The organism is Rhodococcus sp. ABRD24 (assembly GCF_004328705.1).
Lineage (GTDB): Bacteria > Actinomycetota > Actinomycetes > Mycobacteriales > Mycobacteriaceae > Prescottella.
This window is the reverse complement of the sequence record NZ_CP035319.1, coordinates 4034120-4051738: the sequence shown is the minus strand read 5'-3', so window position 1 is coordinate 4051738 and position 17619 is coordinate 4034120. Positions and strand designations below refer to the sequence as shown.

General features: G+C 67.0%; 13 protein-coding genes. All 13 read right to left on the bottom strand.

Annotated features, from left to right (window positions below):
* The 13 genes from ERC79_RS18085 to ERC79_RS18025 all read right to left on the bottom strand — a co-directional run bounded on the left by ERC79_RS18085 (position 1) and on the right by ERC79_RS18025 (position 17521).
* On the bottom strand, positions 1-1371 hold the full coding sequence (locus ERC79_RS18085) for a lipopolysaccharide biosynthesis protein (protein WP_242676628.1): 1371 nt from the start codon (positions 1369-1371) through the stop codon (positions 1-3).
* Complete coding sequence (locus ERC79_RS18080; RefSeq protein WP_131579792.1) at positions 1368-3122, bottom strand: alpha/beta fold hydrolase; 1755 nt, start codon at positions 3120-3122, stop codon at positions 1368-1370. Before ERC79_RS18080 ends, ERC79_RS18085 begins: the two co-directional genes overlap by 4 nt.
* Positions 3109-4431, bottom strand: coding sequence for a glycosyltransferase family 2 protein (locus ERC79_RS18075; protein ID WP_131579791.1), 1323 nt, complete (start codon positions 4429-4431; stop codon positions 3109-3111). The genes ERC79_RS18080 and ERC79_RS18075 overlap by 14 nt, the downstream gene beginning before the upstream one ends.
* The gene (locus tag ERC79_RS18070) at positions 4424-5389 is read right to left on the bottom strand and encodes a glycosyltransferase family 2 protein (protein ID WP_131579790.1); all 966 of its coding nucleotides are present in this window, start codon (positions 5387-5389) and stop codon (positions 4424-4426) included. Before ERC79_RS18070 ends, ERC79_RS18075 begins: the two co-directional genes overlap by 8 nt.
* A gap of 39 nt (positions 5390-5428) precedes the next feature.
* On the bottom strand, positions 5429-6280 hold the full coding sequence (locus ERC79_RS18065; RefSeq protein ID WP_131579789.1) for a glycosyltransferase family 2 protein: 852 nt from the start codon (positions 6278-6280) through the stop codon (positions 5429-5431).
* Positions 6281-6605: 325 nt separating this feature from the next.
* A complete protein-coding gene (locus ERC79_RS18060; RefSeq protein ID WP_131579788.1) occupies positions 6606-7478 on the bottom strand; it encodes a MazG family protein in 873 nt (290 codons plus the stop codon).
* 3 nt (positions 7479-7481) lie between these two features.
* Entirely contained in the window at positions 7482-11168 is a 3687-nt protein-coding gene (gene mfd / locus ERC79_RS18055) for a transcription-repair coupling factor (RefSeq protein ID WP_131579787.1), read from the bottom strand.
* Positions 11169-11199: 31 nt separating this feature from the next.
* Positions 11200-13746 carry a glycosyl hydrolase gene (locus ERC79_RS18050; RefSeq protein ID WP_347563574.1) on the bottom strand — a complete coding sequence of 849 codons (2547 nt, stop codon included), beginning with the start codon at positions 13744-13746 and terminating at the stop codon, positions 11200-11202.
* Complete coding sequence (locus ERC79_RS18045) at positions 13743-14732, bottom strand: DUF1839 family protein (protein ID WP_131579786.1); 990 nt, start codon at positions 14730-14732, stop codon at positions 13743-13745. Before ERC79_RS18045 ends, ERC79_RS18050 begins: the two co-directional genes overlap by 4 nt.
* Entirely contained in the window at positions 14729-15670 is a 942-nt protein-coding gene (locus ERC79_RS18040) for an amino acid--[acyl-carrier-protein] ligase (RefSeq protein WP_242676627.1), read from the bottom strand. Before ERC79_RS18040 ends, ERC79_RS18045 begins: the two co-directional genes overlap by 4 nt.
* Positions 15667-16854: an acyl-CoA dehydrogenase family protein gene (locus ERC79_RS18035; protein WP_131579785.1), complete on the bottom strand. Its 1188-nt coding sequence runs from the start codon at positions 16852-16854 to the stop codon at positions 15667-15669. Before ERC79_RS18035 ends, ERC79_RS18040 begins: the two co-directional genes overlap by 4 nt.
* Complete coding sequence (locus ERC79_RS18030; RefSeq protein WP_131579784.1) at positions 16851-17093, bottom strand: acyl carrier protein; 243 nt, start codon at positions 17091-17093, stop codon at positions 16851-16853. The genes ERC79_RS18035 and ERC79_RS18030 overlap by 4 nt, the downstream gene beginning before the upstream one ends.
* Positions 17090-17521 carry a holo-ACP synthase gene (locus ERC79_RS18025; RefSeq protein ID WP_131579783.1) on the bottom strand — a complete coding sequence of 144 codons (432 nt, stop codon included), beginning with the start codon at positions 17519-17521 and terminating at the stop codon, positions 17090-17092. Before ERC79_RS18025 ends, ERC79_RS18030 begins: the two co-directional genes overlap by 4 nt.
* Between the last annotated feature and the right edge of the window lie 98 nt (positions 17522-17619).

Genomic DNA, 17619 nt, shown 5'->3' with positions numbered 1-17619 from the left:
TCACCCAAGTCGCTCGCCCCCGGACTTCGACTGCTCGACGGACTGCTCTGCCCACCAGCGTTCCCAGGCCGCGCGTGAACGGAGCCGCCGCAGCGACGCCACCAGCGGCCCGAGCAGGATCACCATCCTGATCGCTTCGGCCGACAGGTAGGCCCAACCGACGCCTGCGACACCGATCGACCGGGTGAGCACAATCGTTCCGACGATGATCACCGCGGTGGACAGACACGTCGTCACGACGGCGAGCGTCAACTTCCGGTCGACTCGCGCCAATCCGTCGTACACGGCGCCCACGACGGTGAGCGGAATGAACACAGCAGCCAGATGCAGCAACGGTGTTCCTTGCGTCCGGTACTCGGCGCCGACAAGTTGGAGCGCGACAGGAGCCGCGAATGCCAGTCCCAACCCGCCGACGACGGCCACGACTGCGATGGTGCGGACGAAGCGCACCGCGAGCGAGACAAGCTTCTCCGGATGGGCGGCCGCCTCCGCCACGAAGGGTCCGACCATAAGGTTCACCATGATGTACAACGCACTGACAATCGACCACGTGACCGCGAAGTAGGCGTTGGCCGCGGCCCCGACATGCACGACGACCAGCAGTGGGACAACGAGGGGCGCAATCGAACCCAACGCCGAGATCCCATACGACGAGCCGAAGTACACGCCGAGTTCGCGTCTCGGCGGCAGATCGGGTTCCAGAGTGTAGCGGGGATCGCGTCGCACCTTTGCCCTCATCAACGCGAAGACCGTGACGACGGTGAGAGCCGCCGTCACACCCCAGGACGCCACGATCGACAGCGCCGAAGCCGTTCCCGCCAAGGCGATGACCGCAACCAGTTTCACCACCGCGTGCACGATGTTCTTCCACGCCGCCCATCGGGCCACCCCCAGCCCCGACACCGTCTGGTCCTGGAGGGCGAAGAGCGCAAGAGCGATCACGAACAAGGGGTAGATCAAGATCTCCAATCGGTTCTCGAACAGGACATCACGCGGTCCTAGGATGATCATGCCGACCGCGAGCACGAGGGCGACCAGCGCGACCACCCCGAAACCACTGATCAGAAGCACCCCGGCACGGTGCCCCGCTACTGGAAGGAAGCGCTCGTACATCGCGCCGAGGCTGAGATTCGACAGTGTGGACAACATGATTGCGGTCGAGATCAGCGCGGACGCGACGCCTACCTGATCGGCCGGGAAGAGCCTGGCCGTAGCTGCCCAGAACACCAAACCGAGTAGCCCGGTGAGGACGCTCGACGCCATCAGGGCCATCGAGTTGATCTGCAGGTTCCTCCCCGCTGATGGCCTCTCGGGGCCGGCGGTCTGCGGCGAAGGAGGCAGAGAGGGTGCCGACGACAGGGCCGAGCTCACTGCGCCCCCACCCCGTCGGGTACTGCCGCCGACACCGAGGCATGAGCGGGCGTCGCCACCGGACCGATCGCATCGACGACGGCTCGCACGATGTCCGCACGCACCATCTTTCGCAGGTCCCTGCTGTACAACGAATGATCACCGGTCCGATACCGAACGATGCGCCCGTCCCAGCCATCGCGTTGCAGTCGCCGAACGGACTCCTCTCCCCTGTTCGTCTCGAAGAACTCGTGGTCATTCGGCGACAGGAGCACCTTGGTCCGCACACCACGCTTCCACAAGGGGCGCAGCATGATCTCGGGCACCTGCAGCAAACCGAACCGACCCAGGACGAGCCATCCGCGGTACGGCAGCACGGTGCGCAGCCGGTTCTTGATCGCGGGAGCGTGGCGGTGCATCGCATCGAACACACGTCCCGAACCCGACCAGGTGTCGGTCGCCATCGTCGAGCGTTTGACGAAGGAATTGCGGGCGATCGCCCAGTCGGCCATGTTCACCAGCACCACGGCGCGAACCTTGCGGTGCAAGGCCGCGTAGCTCGAATTCCATGCACCCGAGCACATCCCCGCCAACACGACCGACTCGGCCGGCGCGCCGACGGAGTCGACGATCGAAATCGCGTCCTGTCTCGACTCGGGCGTGTAGATGGTGGTGCGCTCGTCGTCCGCCACGACCCCCGTCTCGCCGGTACCGCGGCGGTCGAAACGGTATGCCACCACGCCTGATTCGGCGATGTCGCGGGACAACTCCACCCACATCCGCACCGGCCCCACCCGATGCTCGCTCGCAGTACCGTACAGAATCAATGTCGGGCCGCCAGTCTGTGTCCCCTCGGCGGCAGTTCGAATGGCAAACAACCGGTGCTCGCCCAGGAACAGGAGGCTCTCGACGATCGCACGCCCATCCGCAGTGCGCCCCACCTCGGCCTCCGTGCACAGGATCGGGTGTACGCGGCACCGGTCCAATCCGATTGCGCCATCGATCCACCCGGCGATCGCGCCGATATCCGGGACCGGCATCCGGACCAGGAAGTCCTCGGGCTCGAGAAACAGGTCGTGATCATCGAGAGCCATGTCGTCCGCGTCCCACTGCTCGACCAGGTCTCGGATTGCCGCCGACCCATGATCTGCGCGCCGCGTCGCCACAAGGACCCGGCCCACACCGGACAGCTCGGCTGAACGCAGATCCAGCGCCGACAATTGCGCCGCTGCCCGGGGAGCCAGCACTGCACCGATCACCGAGATCCGTGGATCGGACGGCTCGTCCACGCCGACGGACATCTGGTACAGGGCACTCTGGCGGCGAAGGAAGTTGCGGCCCCGTGTCACCGGATCCCAGAGGACGACGGCGGCCAGTCCACCGCAACGGTTGGCCACGTGCGCGGCAATCAGGCCGCCCACGCGCAGTCCGACGAGTGTGACGGTAGGCGCACCGGCGGCTCTGACGTAGTCGACGGCCGTCGCTACGCTGTCGAGCCACCGCTCGACTGCGTCGGCCGCGTCGGGCGCACCGGTCGAGTCACCGACGCCGGGATAATCGAAGCGCAGCACCATGAATCCGTGTTCGCGCAGCTTGCGCGCCAGCAGCGCCACGCCTCGGTACGCGTCCACGTGCTCTTTCCCGATCGGCGGGCACAGCACGACGGCGCCCCGACACTGCCCGTCCGGTGGAATGTCCAAGGCACCGAACAGTCGCTGTGCGGCGGGGCCGAACCAGGTGACGAATCGGGTGTCGTCTCTAGACGCAGCCATCGTCGAGCCCTTCGAGTGGGGCTCGACGTCGGCCCTCCCGCCGTGCCCGCAGATATGCCGCGGGCCCCTTGGCAATCGACCACAGCTCGACCGCCCCGATGCCCGGGGGCAACGAGTCGGCGAGCGCCCGAGACGGCGCGACATCGACTGACAGTTTGCGTGAGAGGCGGACGACCGTGGGCACCTTGACAATCGCGGTTCGTACCGCGAGCCCCGCTGTCCGTGGATGCAGCATGATCTTGCACAGCCACGCGCCAAGGCCCAACCCGTAACCACGGGCCTGCACGGCCAGGGCCGCGTTGTCAGCGCGATGCCGGTGCCAGACTATGGCCGCCGGCTGATATGCGAGCTGTCGACCTGCGTGGAGGACCCGGAAGAACATGTCGAGGTCCTCGCCACCGTCGGTGGGCGATCCGGCGCCGAGCGCCTCGTCGAAACCGCCGAGCGATGCGGCCGTCCGGCGGTCGACCGCGAAGTTCGCCCCGGTGCCGTAGATACCTACCTGGAACGGGAACAACGGCACGTCGGCGGGCGGGTCGGCGAGATCGAAGAGTCGCGGCGTGCACGAACTGGCCCAACCGACGCGCTGATCGAAGTAGGCCTGCGCCGGCGTGCGAATCTCCCCGCTCGGCACGATTCCGCACACGCACGCAACCGAACAATCCCAGTCGAACGCCCGCGTCAATTCCCCGAGCCATCCAGAGTCGACGACGACATCGTCGTCGGTGAAGGCGACGATCTCCCCCGTGGCCGCACGCAGCCCCGCATTGCGGGCCCGCGACAGGCCTGCCCGTGGTTCCACGACCACCCGCACCCTCGGATCATCGAACTCGTCGACATAGCGTCGGGTTTCGTCGGTGGCAGACGCATTGTCGACGACGACGACGTCGAAGTCGGGATAGTCGGATGCGAGAATCGACTCCAGCGCGACCCGGAGCATCGCTACCCTGTCGCGGGTACACACGACCACGGTGACCGGCCTTGCCACATCCCTGTTCAGGATCCGGAGCCTGGGCCCGGTAGCAGGGCTCAACCCCGCTACCGCCCGTGAGACCTCCGCCCCGTCGAGATGATCCCCGTGAACGTCGACCTCCACGAATCCCGACAGCTCCCGATCGCGGAGGATTGCCAGTCGTGCCCGACGATATCCGTCCGCTCCGACCAATCGGTAGCCATCTCGGTCGGTGACGCCGGACGCGCCCAGGTCGAGCCGACCCACCCACACCGCTCCTGGCCACGTGGGCACCTCGCTGGACGGCAGCACGGGGTGCAGGAGGACCGGCTTCGTCCGGTCGCGGTCCTCAGACATACCCGGCTCCGCGGCACAGTCTGCGGGCTGTACGTCCACGCGAGTAGCCGGCGATCGTCACCACGAGGCCCGCGAGCACTGCACCGACGCGGGCGAGGCCACCGTCCGACGGTGACCGGAGCCCGGTCACTACCGCACGCGGCAACACCCGTGTCGTGTACTCGCGCTCGCTGCTGAGCGCATCGCGGGAGCCGGCCAACTCCGTGACAACGGCCTTCGAGATTCCTTCGTGGTAGCAGCGCCTGACGAAGTAGCGGAATGTCGTCCGAGGCTCCGTGACCCGGTGCGTCACCCGGACCGCGGGGTCGTGGAGCAACCGCGCGGACCGATGCCGAGACCGGACCCGGATACACAACTCTGTCTCCTCACAGCCGGCGGGTTTCGACGCCACTCGCCCGACAGCATCGTCGAAGCCGCCTACGTCGGCGAAGACCGTGCGCCGCAGGGACATGTTGCATCCGATGAAGTTCCGCACAGGCGCTACGGCAAGCGGCTGGCCGACATAGCTGCACCCGACCACCCAGTCGAATTCCGGTGGCATCCAGTTCGGCCGGGACTTCGGCCACCGCGGGGCTACATATCCCCCCACACCCATGACGTCGGGATCGTCGTAGTGGACCAGGAGCGACTCCGCCCAGTCCGGCGCCGCCACCGCATCGTCGTCGAGGAACGCGACGACCGCACCGGTTGCGGCCCGGACCCCGGTGTTCCGCGCACCGGACAGCCCACGGGCCTCTGCGTTCTCCAGGACACGCACCGACAGGTTGTCCCCGTACTGCGCGGAGGCCCGCTCGAAGAGTTCGTCGCAGTGGTCGATCACGACAAGCAACTCGTGCACCGCCTGCCGCTGGTCGAGCACCGACCGCACTGCCGCCGACAGATCACTCCAGCGCTCGGTTGTGTAGGCACAGACGACCACCGACAGCGACGTGGCCGCCTCCACATCGGGACCGTTCATCGAAAATGATTGGACTAGTGTCGGATTCATCGACTTCACTCATCCCTGGCGATCGGTGGACATCACACGCGGCCGCGCACGCGGTTCACTGCGAATGGTCCGCAGGACTCGCAACCCGTCGCGCACCGCGTGGAGGTTGCTGACGCCGTGGATCCGGTCCTGCTCGAAGCTGGGGACCTCCGCGATCCGCAGCCCGGCGTTGGCCACACGCACGTTGATGAGAGTCTCGATCTCGAACCCGTCTCCCCATTGCGCTTCGGCCAGACCCGCCGCGGGCAGCTGCATCACAGGCACGTGATTCCTCCAGAAAGCGTTGTAGCCGTAGCAGAGATCAGTGAAGGCGGCGCCGAACTTGATATTGACGATCGAGTTGAGCGCCTTGTTGCCGATCCGACGACTCACCGTGATGTCCGAACTCCCCCCGCCGGCGATGAAGCGACTGCCCTTCGCGAAGTCGGCTCCGGCTACCAGAGCGTCGACGAAGCGTGGGATCTCGGCCGGATCCGTGGAGCCGTCGGCGTCGATCATGACGACGATGTCGCACGTCGCCTCCTGGAAGCCGCAGGCAAGCGCATTGCCCTTGCCGCGCCGGGTTTGCAGGACGATCTTGGCCCGCGGCCACAACTTCTTCGCGACCTCGACGGTGTCGTCGACCGAATGCCCGTCTACGAAGACGATTTCGTCGATATCCGCCGGCATCCGTGCGGCGACGTGCGGCAGGTTTCGGGCCTCGTTGAGGGCAGGCACGACGACGGTGACCGTCGGGCGCGGCGGCGGTTCCGCGGCTTCCTCGACCGGCACGGACTCCGCGAGATCGACGCCGCCCCCGAGATCACCCAGATCCCCGACATCGCCTCCGAGATTGTCGATTTCACGCGCGTACAGGGTCATCGTCCCCCCAGGTCTTCCACTTCGGTTTCCGCTTCGGACTTCCGACATCGAGCGATGAAGGCGAGCACGACCGGATCCGACGAGAACACGCGCCGCCTGGACGCGACGCGTCGGAGGCGCGACGGATCACGGTCGCGGGCAACAGAGAATTCAGTTCATCGCCGTCGGCACTGCCTCCGACCCGAGCCCCCACCCCGGTCCGAAAAATTGCACAATGCTCGACCTACAGTCTTTTTGACTGACGGAAACATACCTGATCCCCGTTTCCGGCGTCCACCGAAGCAAACGTGATTCATCCCTCAATCACCCGGCGTAACGCGCCCGATCAGGCTCGCGACCAATACCGGATCCAGTCGGAAGCCGTCAACTGCATCACTCCGTCCGCCCGTGCCGCGGCCTCTACCGACCTGACCCGGGCAGTGAAGGTATTCGTTGCTGTCCGCAACTCATCCTCTGCCCGTGTCACCTGCTGTGCTCCGAGCACCAACTCGGCCGGCACCAACTCGGCCGGAAAACCCGCCTTACCGGCGCGCTGGATCACTTTCGCGGCCAACGACGTCGCCGGTTGGCTGGCTGCGATACCGTCGACGCACGAACCCCGGGCCTTCTCCGCGCCCTTGCGCACCTCCCATGCACGCTCCTGCTCTGCGATGTCGATCGGACCGACCGCGTCCTCGGACAAGTGCGGACTGCGGTGGACGAGCTTGGCAACCAGTGCGCCCGCGACGTCGTCGACGTCGAATCGTCCAGCCGCGTTGGCGATCCGTGAGTGGAACAGCACCTGCAGCAGCAGATCGCCCAGTTCCTCGCGTAGATCGTCCGGATTCGCCGACGCGATGGCATCGAGAACCTCGTAGGTCTCCTCGACGAGGTAGTGGGCCAGGCTTTCGTGCGTCTGGGTGACCTCCCATCCACCGTATCCCCACAGCCGGTCCATCACCTCGGCCGCTTCTACGAGGTTCTCTCCCGCGACACGCGGCGAGGTGATCACACGCTCACCTGCCGCGATCCGCACCTGCACCGCCGGATGCGTCGGATCAGTGGAGATCAGGACCGGCGCGCCGGGAACGGGATCCGGCAGCAGCATCCGGGCGGACTCGGGCACACAGTCGGTGATCTCGATGCCTCCGGCGAGCAAGGGTACGGCCTCGAGCGGCACGGTCGTGGGGCGCAGCGGATCGAGTAGGACCACCGTCACAGGTCAGGCCTCCATGACTGCTGCGCCCGCCGCCTTGCCGTCGAGCGCGAGCAGGAGGTCGGCGATGTACTGCAACAATTCCACGTCACGCATCCGCTCCGCACCGACGCCACCGGTTCCGGTGCGCGGTACCGGAAGCTGGATCATGCCGGTGGTGGCACGGTACTGGGCACTCGGATAGATCCGCTTGAGCCGCAACTGCTTCGAATCCGGCAACGCCATCGGCGAGATCTTCAGCTGCGTTCCGGTGACCGCGACTTCTTCGAGCCCGTATTCCCGGCACAGCAGCCGCAGCTTTGCCACCGAGACCAGGCGCCGTACCTCCTCCGGCAGCGGGCCGTAGCGGTCGACGAGTTCGTCGAAGACGCCCGTGATCGCGTCGGCGTCCGACGCAGCGGCGAGCTTGCGGTACGCCTCGAGGCGCAGGCGGTCGCTCGCGACGTAGTCGGGCGGGATGTGGGCGTCGACCGGGAGGTCGATTCGCACCTCCTTGGGACCTTCGTCGGTGGTGATCGGGCGCCCGTCGGCTGCTGCGCGGTAGGCCTCGACGGCCTCACCGACCAGACGCACGTACAGATCGAAGCCGACGCCGGCGACATGGCCGGACTGCTCGGCGCCCAGAACGTTTCCGGCACCGCGGATTTCGAGGTCCTTCATCGCGACGGCCATGCCGGCACCGAGGTCCGAGTTCTGCGAGATCGTCGCGAGCCGGTCGTAGGCGGTCTCGGTCAACGGCTTTTCCGGCGGATACAGGAAGTACGCGTAGCCACGGTCCCGGCTGCGACCGACGCGGCCACGCAACTGGTGCAGTTGGGACAGGCCGAGCGAGTCGGCTCGCTCGACGATGAGGGTATTCGCGTTGGAGATATCGAGGCCGGTCTCGATGATCGTCGTGCAAACGAGCACGTCGAACTCGCGCTCCCAGAACCCTTGCACGGTCTTCTCGAGCGTGTCCTCGTTCAGCTGACCGTGCGCGACCACTACCCGCGCCTCGGGCACCAGGTCGCGAATACGCTTGGCTGCCTTGTCGATCGAGCTGACCCGGTTGTGCACATAGAAAACCTGGCCGTCGCGCAGCAGCTCTCGGCGAATCGCGGCGGCCACCTGCTTGTCGGCGTACGCGCCGACGTACGTGAGAATCGGGTGACGCTCCTCCGGCGGGGTCAGAATCGTCGACATCTCCCGGATACCCGCCATGCTCATCTCGAGCGTGCGCGGGATCGGCGTCGCCGACATGGTGAGAACATCGACGTGCGTGCGGAGCGCCTTGATGTGTTCCTTGTGTTCCACACCGAAGCGCTGTTCCTCGTCGACGATCACGAGACCGAGATCCTTCCACCGGACACCGGTCTGCAGCAGACGGTGCGTGCCGACGACGATGTCGATCTCGCCGTCCGCCATCTGCGCGATGGTCTCCTTGGACTCCGCCGCATCCGTGAAGCGGGACAGCCCACGCACCTTCACGGGGAACGACGCCATACGCTCGGTGAACGTCTGCAGGTGCTGCTGTGCGAGCAGGGTCGTCGGGACCAGCACCGCGACCTGCTTGCCGTCCTGGACGGCCTTGAACGCGGCGCGGATCGCGACCTCGGTCTTGCCATAGCCGACGTCGCCGATCACGACGCGGTCCATCGGCACCGCCTTCTCCATGTCGGCCTTGACCTCATCGATGACCGTCAGCTGGTCCTGCGTCTCGGTGAACGCGAAGGCGTCCTCCATCTCCTTCTGCCACGGCGTGTCCGGACCGAAGGCGTGGCCCGGTGCGGCCTGACGGGCGGCGTACAGTTGCACCAGCTCACCGGCAATCTCGCGAACCGCCTTGCGTGCCTTGCGTTTCGTGTTGGTCCAGTCGGATCCGCCGAGCTTGCTGAGTGCCGGCAGCTCGCCACCGACGTAGCGGGACAGCTGGTCCAGCGATTCCATCGGCACGAACAGCCGGTCGCCGGGGTGCCCCCGCTTGCTGGCCGCATACTCGATGACGAGGTACTCGCGCCGCGCGCCGCCGATCGTGCGCTCGACCATTTCGACGAACCGGCCGATGCCGTGCTGGTCGTGCACCACCATGTCGCCCGCTGTCAGTGCGAGGGGGTCCACCTGGTTGCGACGCTTGGCCGGCAGCCGCTTGCCGTCACCGGCGGCGGCCACCCGATTCCCGGTCAGGTCCGTCTCGGTCACGACCACCAGGCCCGGCTCCTTCTCGGAGCCGGCGAGCACGAAGCCGTCCTGTAGTGAGCCCCGCAGGACGCCGACCTGGCCACGCGGCAGCTCGGCACCCGGCGGAAGCTCCGCGGCGGGTACCTCGGCCTCCCTCATCCGCTCGAGTGCGCGCTGCGCGGTGCCCGCTCCCGCGACCACGACCGCCGCGCGGCCGCCAGTGGCCACGTGGGCGCGCAGCGTCACGAACAATTCGGCGAGCAGGTCGTCGGAGCCGCGGATCTGCGGCGCAGGAGTCACGGCCAGCTCCAGCTCCTCACCGCTTCCCGAGGACAGCGGGCTGATGGTCCACCAGGGCCGACCCTCCGCTTCGGCAGACTCCCGCACCTGCCGCAGCGACCGGTAGGCGGATGCGCCCAGATCGATTCCGTCGCCCTTCAGCACCGAGGTGTCCAGCGGCGCCGCGCCGCCGATCGAGGCGGCCGTCCACGATGCCTCGAGGAACTCCTGGCCCGTGCGGACGAGGTCGGTTGCCCGCGTGCGGATCCTCTCGGGGTCGCACAGCAGAACATGGGTACCCGCCGGCAGGATCTCGGCAAGAAGCTGGAGCTGGCTCGGGCGTACGACCGGCAGCAAGGCCTCCATACCCTCGACCGGGATGCCGGCCGACATCTTGTCGAGCATCTCCACGAGCGCCGCGTCCGCCGGGTTGTCCACCGCCAGCTGGGCCGCCCGGTCACGCACATCCTGAGTGAGGAGCAGTTCGCGGCACGGGGGCGCGATCACCGTCTGCACGTCGACCTCGGCCAGCGAGCGTTGATCGGCCACCGAGAACGCGCGGAGTTCGGTTACCTCGTCGCCCCAGAACTCGATACGCACCGGATGATCGGCCGTGGGCGGGAACAGATCGAGAATGCCGCCCCGGACCGCGAACTCGCCGCGCTTGCCGACCATGTCGACACGCGTGTACGCCATCTCGACGAGGCGTTCGATCAGTCTTGTGACGTCGTGCTCGGTACCGACCTCGAGCACGACCGGCTCGATCTCACCCAGTCCCGGTGCCATCGGCTGAACGAGAGATCGTACGGTCGTCACGATTACCCGCAGCGGCGGACCGTACAGGCGATCCTCGGGCCGGGCCAGACGGCGCAGCACCTCGAGCCGGCGTCCGACCGTATCGGCGCTCGGCGACAGCCGCTCGTGCGGCAGGGTCTCCCACGACGGGAACTGCGCGACTCCGGCACCGAGCATCTGGCGCAGTTCGGTCGTGAGGTCGTCGGCCTCTCGACCGGTGGCCGTCACCAGGAGAAGTTGAGTGTGTTCGGCCAGTGCGGCGGCCACGAGAGCCCGCGCGGGCTGCGGCGCCACCACATCGACGCCGGTGTGCCCGATTTCGTCGGCAATCCCGGCGAACGCGCTGTGGCCGAGCGCTGTCCTCGCCAATCCGGTGAGTGGGGTGTCGGCAACGGACGGCGGGGAAGTCAAGAACGCACTCCTGAGCAGTGACGACGAACTGCTGGCGAACAGCTCGAGCATGGGCGAGCAGCCAATAGCGGCCCGCGCCAGCCTAGTCGATTCTATGCACGTCCTGGCTCAGCAGGGTGTCGGCGACGATCGGCGCGCTCACGAGCGAGTTCAGGGCCCCGACGCGGCCCACCACCCGGACAGGCTGCTCCCCGCTGCACTCCTCCGACGGGCGCAGCGGTACCGCACGGCCGCTTCCGGCCGCCAGGTGGAACCACGAGTCCACCGGGTCGAAGCCCGGCACGTCCAACCGGACGTACTGCGCGAGTGCCTCGGTCCGGACGTCAACGATCCACGCCCCGGCCCGGTCCTGTCGGGCCGTCGCCGTCAGCCCGACGGACCGTTCGAGCGGACGAGCGCTCCCCCCGAGTAAACGGACCCGTTCGTCGAGGACCTCGCCCGCCGGACCGAGCAGCGTGACGGTGAGACTGTCGTGGACCTGCGGTCCGAACCGGAAGGCGTGAGACAGGTCGGTGAACCGGCCGATGAGCGCATCGAGTGACCACGACAGCCCGTCGTGAGGTGCGATTCGGACCGCCTCCGCGACATCGAGTGACACCGCACCATTGCGGGTGTGTGAGCGCACCCGCAGTTCGCCATCGACGGTGCCGGTGGTGTCGTTGCGAACGTCGATCCGCAGTCCATCCAGTCCGTCGTCGGTCACCAGCACGCAGACAGGACGCGAGAGTGATCGCAAGACGAACCAGGGAGCCTTGGGCGCGCCGGCCCAGTCGAGCAGGCCCCAGCCTGGCCCAGGCTCGAGGTCACGCAATGCGAGGACGAGCGCGCCGGCGCACCCGGAGTCGGGCCGCCGCCAGAACTGGAAGCTCTCACCGACAGCCTCGCAGATCGCGGCCCTGCCGAGATCGAGGTATCGCTCGGGATCTGACCACCGCACCTCCGCTGGGTCCTCGTGGAACACCGACCTCACGTAGTGGTCCCGTACGTCCTCGAAGTCCCAGGACGAGCCACGGTCACGAGGGACTGCGGCCTTCCAGCGCGGGTCGTGGCCGGCGACGGCGGCGCTGCCGAAATGCTTCTCGACGGCTCGATCGGACGGCGGCACCGCGAACGCAAGGCATTCCGCCGCGAACCGCACCCGCGTCTGCCGGACGTCGCCGAGCGGACGGCGGTAGGCGCCCACTCCGAAATAGTGGCTCACTCCACTGCTGAGGCGTGTCGGCAGCATCGAGGAGTCCGCCGGAACGGACGGCGAGGAAGACACGTAGGCGACACCGGGCGCCTCCGCCGACGCGAGTGCAGGCAGGATCTCATGCACCGCCCGGACGTGCCGATCCACCGAACCCAGCATCGTGGGCTGTTGCTCGGTCTCGCTGCCACCGCTCAGAACCACCAGAGCTGGGTTCCCTCCCCGGCGGCGCAGCAGGTGGGTGACCTCGCCGACGAGCAGGTTCTCGAACTCCGGGTCATCGGGTGGATCGAGCGTAGCGAGCATGACGTCCTGCCACACCATGATTCCGAGCTCCGCGCAGTCACTCCAGAATTCGTCGGTTTCGTACACCATCGTCCCCGGTATCCGGATCATGTTGATCCCGGCCTCGGCGACCCGCTCGAGTGTCCTTCGAGTTCCGTCTCGATCGTTGAGTCCGATCGGATCAGTAGGTGTCCACACCGCGCCCCGGCAGAACACCTCGACGCCATTGACGTACACCGCGAAACCGTTGAATGCGGGGCCGCGCTCTATCCGGATGTCACGGAATCCGATCCGCCGGGAGCTCAGGGTCCTCCCGCCCGACTCGATCGACAGGTCGTACAGCGGCGAGTCGCCATGTGTGTGTGGCCACCACGGTGAGACCCGCGGAATCTCCACCACGACCGCGAACTCCCGGTCCCCCGCGTCGGACTGCGCGAGCTGCGCATCGACCGTGGCTTCTCCGATCCGGACGGTGACTTTCGTGGCCGAGGCACAGCCGGTGACAGCGCCCGACACCCTCACGACGCCGACTTCGCCGTGCACCGAGGTGTCGACGCGGACACCCCTGGTTCGTGGAGCCCGGCCCGGCAGGATCCGGAGGGGCCGCCAGGGCCCGACCGGTGCGGGCACGCCGGAGAACACCGGCGCACGGCCCAGCAGAGAAGTCCGGATCCACCGGAGTCCCTGCGCGGAGACCAGTGTCGACCGCCAACGGCCGCGCGGACGCCGCATCCGCAACTCCGCCGTCAGCGAGCGGAACCTCAATGCGACGGAGCACCCCGCGGGAAGGTCTGGCAGCAACACCGCAACCGGCACGAACATCGATACGGACGACGCGACCAGTCGATCGTCGACCCAGATGTCGCAGTGTGTCGCAAGGCCGTCCGACAGGAGTCTCCACGGACCGGCATGCGGACGGCGACCGGGTAGTTCAGTGACGAACCACCAGTCACTGTCGTCGACGACCGCCGACCGTGCCGCCGGGTCGCCGTCCACCGCGCGTAGAGCGGACGCGACGGTACCCGGCACCGTGGCCGACAGCCATCGCCCCTCGACGTCGTCAAGCTTCCCAGGTTCAGTCACCGTGTCGGGGTCGGTTGCGACGCAGCGCCACGACGCGCCGTCCAGCAGATCTACCATCTCGATGTCGGTCACCGTGCGGACACCTGAATCGGTTGGTCAGCTTCTGCAGCTTTCACGACAATGTCCATCGACCGCTCCCACTCTTCCGCCATCGCTGCAAGCTGGGCTCGGGGGTCGACGGCGCGTCCGTGTGCGACCCGCGACATGCGGAACTGGACGGACTTGGCGCCCTCGGCAACAGCCCGGAACCCACCGGCGGCGGCCGCCGCGCCCGGATAGCCACGGGAATCCATGAATTCGCAGACATCGGCGGCCAATTCGGCGGACGCGCCGCACTGCCGCAGCGTTCCGAAGGTCCACGAATGGAAGGCTTCCATCCCGGCTACCCGTAGCCACGCCGCGTCTGACTCGACGCGCGCCGCGAGACCTGCCACCGGATTGTCCGGCGAGCGCGTCCGCAGATGCCGGCGGAGCACCGCGCCGAACCGGCCTTCGTCAAGGAGGGGACGCCGGTCGAACCGCACCTGCTCGACGTACGGGGCGAACGACGACACCGGTTCGTCTCCGACACCGAACAGGCACCGGAAGTCCTCGCCGCGGAGCAGGTGGTAACCGCTGTTGTGGAAGTACTCGAGCTCTTCCACGGCTCGGTCGATCCGGTTCGGGGCGATGGTCGTCTTGACGTGCTGCCGCCGATAACTCGTACCGGCGGTGTCCGGCAGCCAGAATCCGTCCACCTCGACCGTCGACAGCATGCCCGCATCGAGGTTGTGTTCCAGGTGGTCGATTGCGGGGCGCCAGATATTCATCTCGGCGACGTCGATCCCGTACAACGCCGCCAGGTCCTCCGGCCTGAACTTCAGGAACGTCCACTGTCGGCCGTCGAATCGCGACGAGAAGGCACATGCGGCGGCGGGCACCGGGTCGGCACCGATCACGTGCAGGATCTCCACCCACAGATCGACGTAGCAGTTGGTCTCCGCCCAGATCCGCCGCGACGAGTGGATACCGTGCGGCGAATAACCGGCGGTTGCGACCGGCAGCAGCGGTCCGGTCACAGCGCCATCCGACTGCGCACCCCCGCCGGCCACCGCCGTGGATCCGAACCGTGCGTGCGCAGCATCGCCAGCGCGATGCGTTCCATTCCGAACCCGACGCACGCGCTGTGCGCCACAGATCCGTCCGAGGTCTCGATGCCGAAGGTGGCGCCGAAGTGGTCCTGGTGGCAATTGCACGACACCACCGCGGTGCCCTCGTCCAGATCGCCGTACAGACGAATTGTCAACTCTGTCTTCAGGTTCTCGTTGCGCTGGTTGGCTGCCAGCATCCGGCCCGCACGACCGAAGAACGGATCGTTGGCGACAACCGCGGTCGCCTCCAGTCCCAGATCGTCCAGCACCTGGAGTCCCCGGTCTATCCATGAAGCGCGATGATTCGCAGCGGTGTCGGGATCGCCGATCACGACGAACTCGTGCATCCGGAAGGCCTGCATCCGAGCCGGATCCACGGCAGGCTCGTTCCTGAAGCAGTATCCGTACACGTCCAGGAGGACCCCGCCTTCGGCTAGTGCCCCGGTGAACATCGGGTACGCCGGATGACACGCGGCCGGCACCAGCATCGTGTCCGCCGGTTCCAAGTAGCCGTCCCACGACTTCCCCTCGGAGCGGTCGGCCAGCATTCGTGCGTGATCGGCGTTGGTTCCGGTGAACGAGTGGATAGCGCCGGTCAGATTGGGGAACGATGCAATGTAGTCGGTTCGCTCGAAGTCGCTGCGCGGCAACATCGGAGGAAACCGCAGGCGGATCGCCTCCGAACCCGGGCCTGCAGCACGCACGACACGGTCGATACCGTCCACTATGTCCTCGAACTGTCCGGACCGCCCGTAGAGTCCCGGCACCGACGACTCGATCAGCAAACCCGAGGTCAGCAGTTCGCATCGAAGATCGAGACGCGCCCGGTCCAGATCGGTCAGGGTTTCGGCCGGTTGCTCGCTCACAATGCCCCCCGGTATGCCAACGCCAGCTGCGCGGAATTGGCGGTGATGCGGTCGTTGTTCACCATGATGCGAGCGCCGTACGCGTCACGCAGATGGCGACCCAAGCTGTACTTCCCGTCCTCGCGGTATCCCGCGATACCGCAGATCAGCATCGCCTGACCTACGATGTCGACCACCAGGTTCGACGTACTGACCTTCAGATTGTTCATCGCGAGCGCGAAGCCCACTCCGTTCGGAACGCGAACGACAGTGTCGTCAGGATCTCGAGCTGCCCTTTCGAAGCGCACGGCGGCACTGTCCACGAGATCCACCATCTGCTGGTGGGCAGCGGCCGATTCGGCGAGCCGAAGTGCCCCGGGCGGCACGACACCGGGGTCTCGGCGGCCCGCAGACTGGACAAACCTGCGCGCCTTGTCCATAGCGGCGTCAGCGATACCGAGCCAGACCGCCGACCACAGACAGTGCGACACCGGCAGCATTGTCTCACTGGAGATCTCCGAGTACGGATCGGTGCAGATCAGACCAGGTTCCGTAGAGGCGTGGAGCGCGAAGCCCGGACTGCAGGTACCGCGGAGCCCCAACGTGTTCCAGGCTCCGGTGGGCTCGAGCTCGACATCGGAGCGCCGGCACACGACCAGTACCTGGTCGCTCGCCGGGCTGTCCGGCGTGCGCCGGGCCGTCACGAGAACCGCGTCCGCGTACTCTCCGTACGAGATGACCGGGGCATTCTTCGATACCGTCGCACGGCCGGCGACCATCTCGATCGCACAGGAACTCCGTCGTACATCCCCGCCGATCCCGACTTCCGTGGTAGCAGAGGCCAGTAGATACTGTGCACCGACAGCAGCATCGACGAAGTCTCTCATCGCCGCACTGTCACCGTGCCGCACCAGAGACATCACCTGACTCTGATGCATCGCGAAGACCATTCCTGTTGCTGCGCAGTGGTGTCCGAGAATCCGCGCCATCCGGCACAGCGCCGGCAGGGAGGCACCCTCGCCACCGCGATGCCGTGGCACAGCACAGCTCAGGAGCGCGGCACCCCTCAGCGCATCGACTGCCTCTACTGGGAAACGAGCGTCGCGGTCCACCTCGTCCGCCCACAGCGCCGCCACGTCGGCGGCGACCCGGGTGGCACGCTCGACCGCATCCCCCTCGAGCACACCGACCGCCGAGACGCTCATCCTGCCCCCAGCGACGACAGGGCCCTCCGGATGGCATCGACACTCTCGAAGGTGCTCTTGCGCAGCAACTCGTCGGGGAACTCGATGTCGAACGAATCCTCCAGCGCCAGCATCACGTTCACACTTGCGTGCGATGTCAATCCCAATTCGTACAAGTCCGACGCGGAATCGATGCGGCGCGCATCCTCCACCAGGCGCGCATGCCGATCGAGCACATCCCGGATGGCACTCTCCGTCATGACCACTCCCCCCTGTTCAGTTCGGCCCCACCGAGAACGACGGCAGTAGCCATGGCCACCGCAACGCCGCCGTCGTGGGAAATCGAAATCTGCACCTCACCGACACCCTGCTGCGCGGCCAGACGAGCCGCACTACCCGACAGCTCGACGACACAGCCGCCCCAACTCGCCCGCCGCACTTCGATGTTCGTCCAGGGCACCGCGTCGTCCGACGGACGCAGCACCTTCATCACCGCCTCCTTTGCAGCAAATCTCGCTGCAAGTCGGCACGCCTGAATCGGGCCGGCGCATTCCGCCACCTCCCGCTCGGTGAAGACTCGACGCAGGTATCGCTCACCGAACCGCTCGATGCTGCGGTCGACGTCGCCGACCATCGCGACGTCGCACCCGATCCGCGAACCTCCGGTGGTCACCGTTCTCCCGGACATATGCACCCCCCATCGTGCCCACCTCGATCGACAGACGGTCAGCGCCCCGCAGCAAACCGGATCACAAGCTACCGCACGCCCGCACAACCCGACAATAA

Coding starts and splice junctions, on each gene's coding strand:
- ERC79_RS18080 (WP_131579792.1), bottom strand. CDS start 3,122: ATGGCTGCGTCTAGAGACGACACCCGATTCGTCACCTGGTTCGGCCCC.
- ERC79_RS18075 (WP_131579791.1), bottom strand. CDS start 4,431: ATGTCTGAGGACCGCGACCGGACGAAGCCGGTCCTCCTGCACCCCGTG.
- ERC79_RS18070 (WP_131579790.1), bottom strand. CDS start 5,389: ATGAACGGTCCCGATGTGGAGGCGGCCACGTCGCTGTCGGTGGTCGTC.
- ERC79_RS18065 (WP_131579789.1), bottom strand. CDS start 6,280: ATGACCCTGTACGCGCGTGAAATCGACAATCTCGGAGGCGATGTCGGG.
- mfd (WP_131579787.1), bottom strand. CDS start 11,168: ATGCTCGAGCTGTTCGCCAGCAGTTCGTCGTCACTGCTCAGGAGTGCG.
- ERC79_RS18035 (WP_131579785.1), bottom strand. CDS start 16,854: ATGAGCGTCTCGGCGGTCGGTGTGCTCGAGGGGGATGCGGTCGAGCGT.
- ERC79_RS18030 (WP_131579784.1), bottom strand. CDS start 17,093: ATGACGGAGAGTGCCATCCGGGATGTGCTCGATCGGCATGCGCGCCTG.
- ERC79_RS18025 (WP_131579783.1), bottom strand. CDS start 17,521: ATGTCCGGGAGAACGGTGACCACCGGAGGTTCGCGGATCGGGTGCGAC.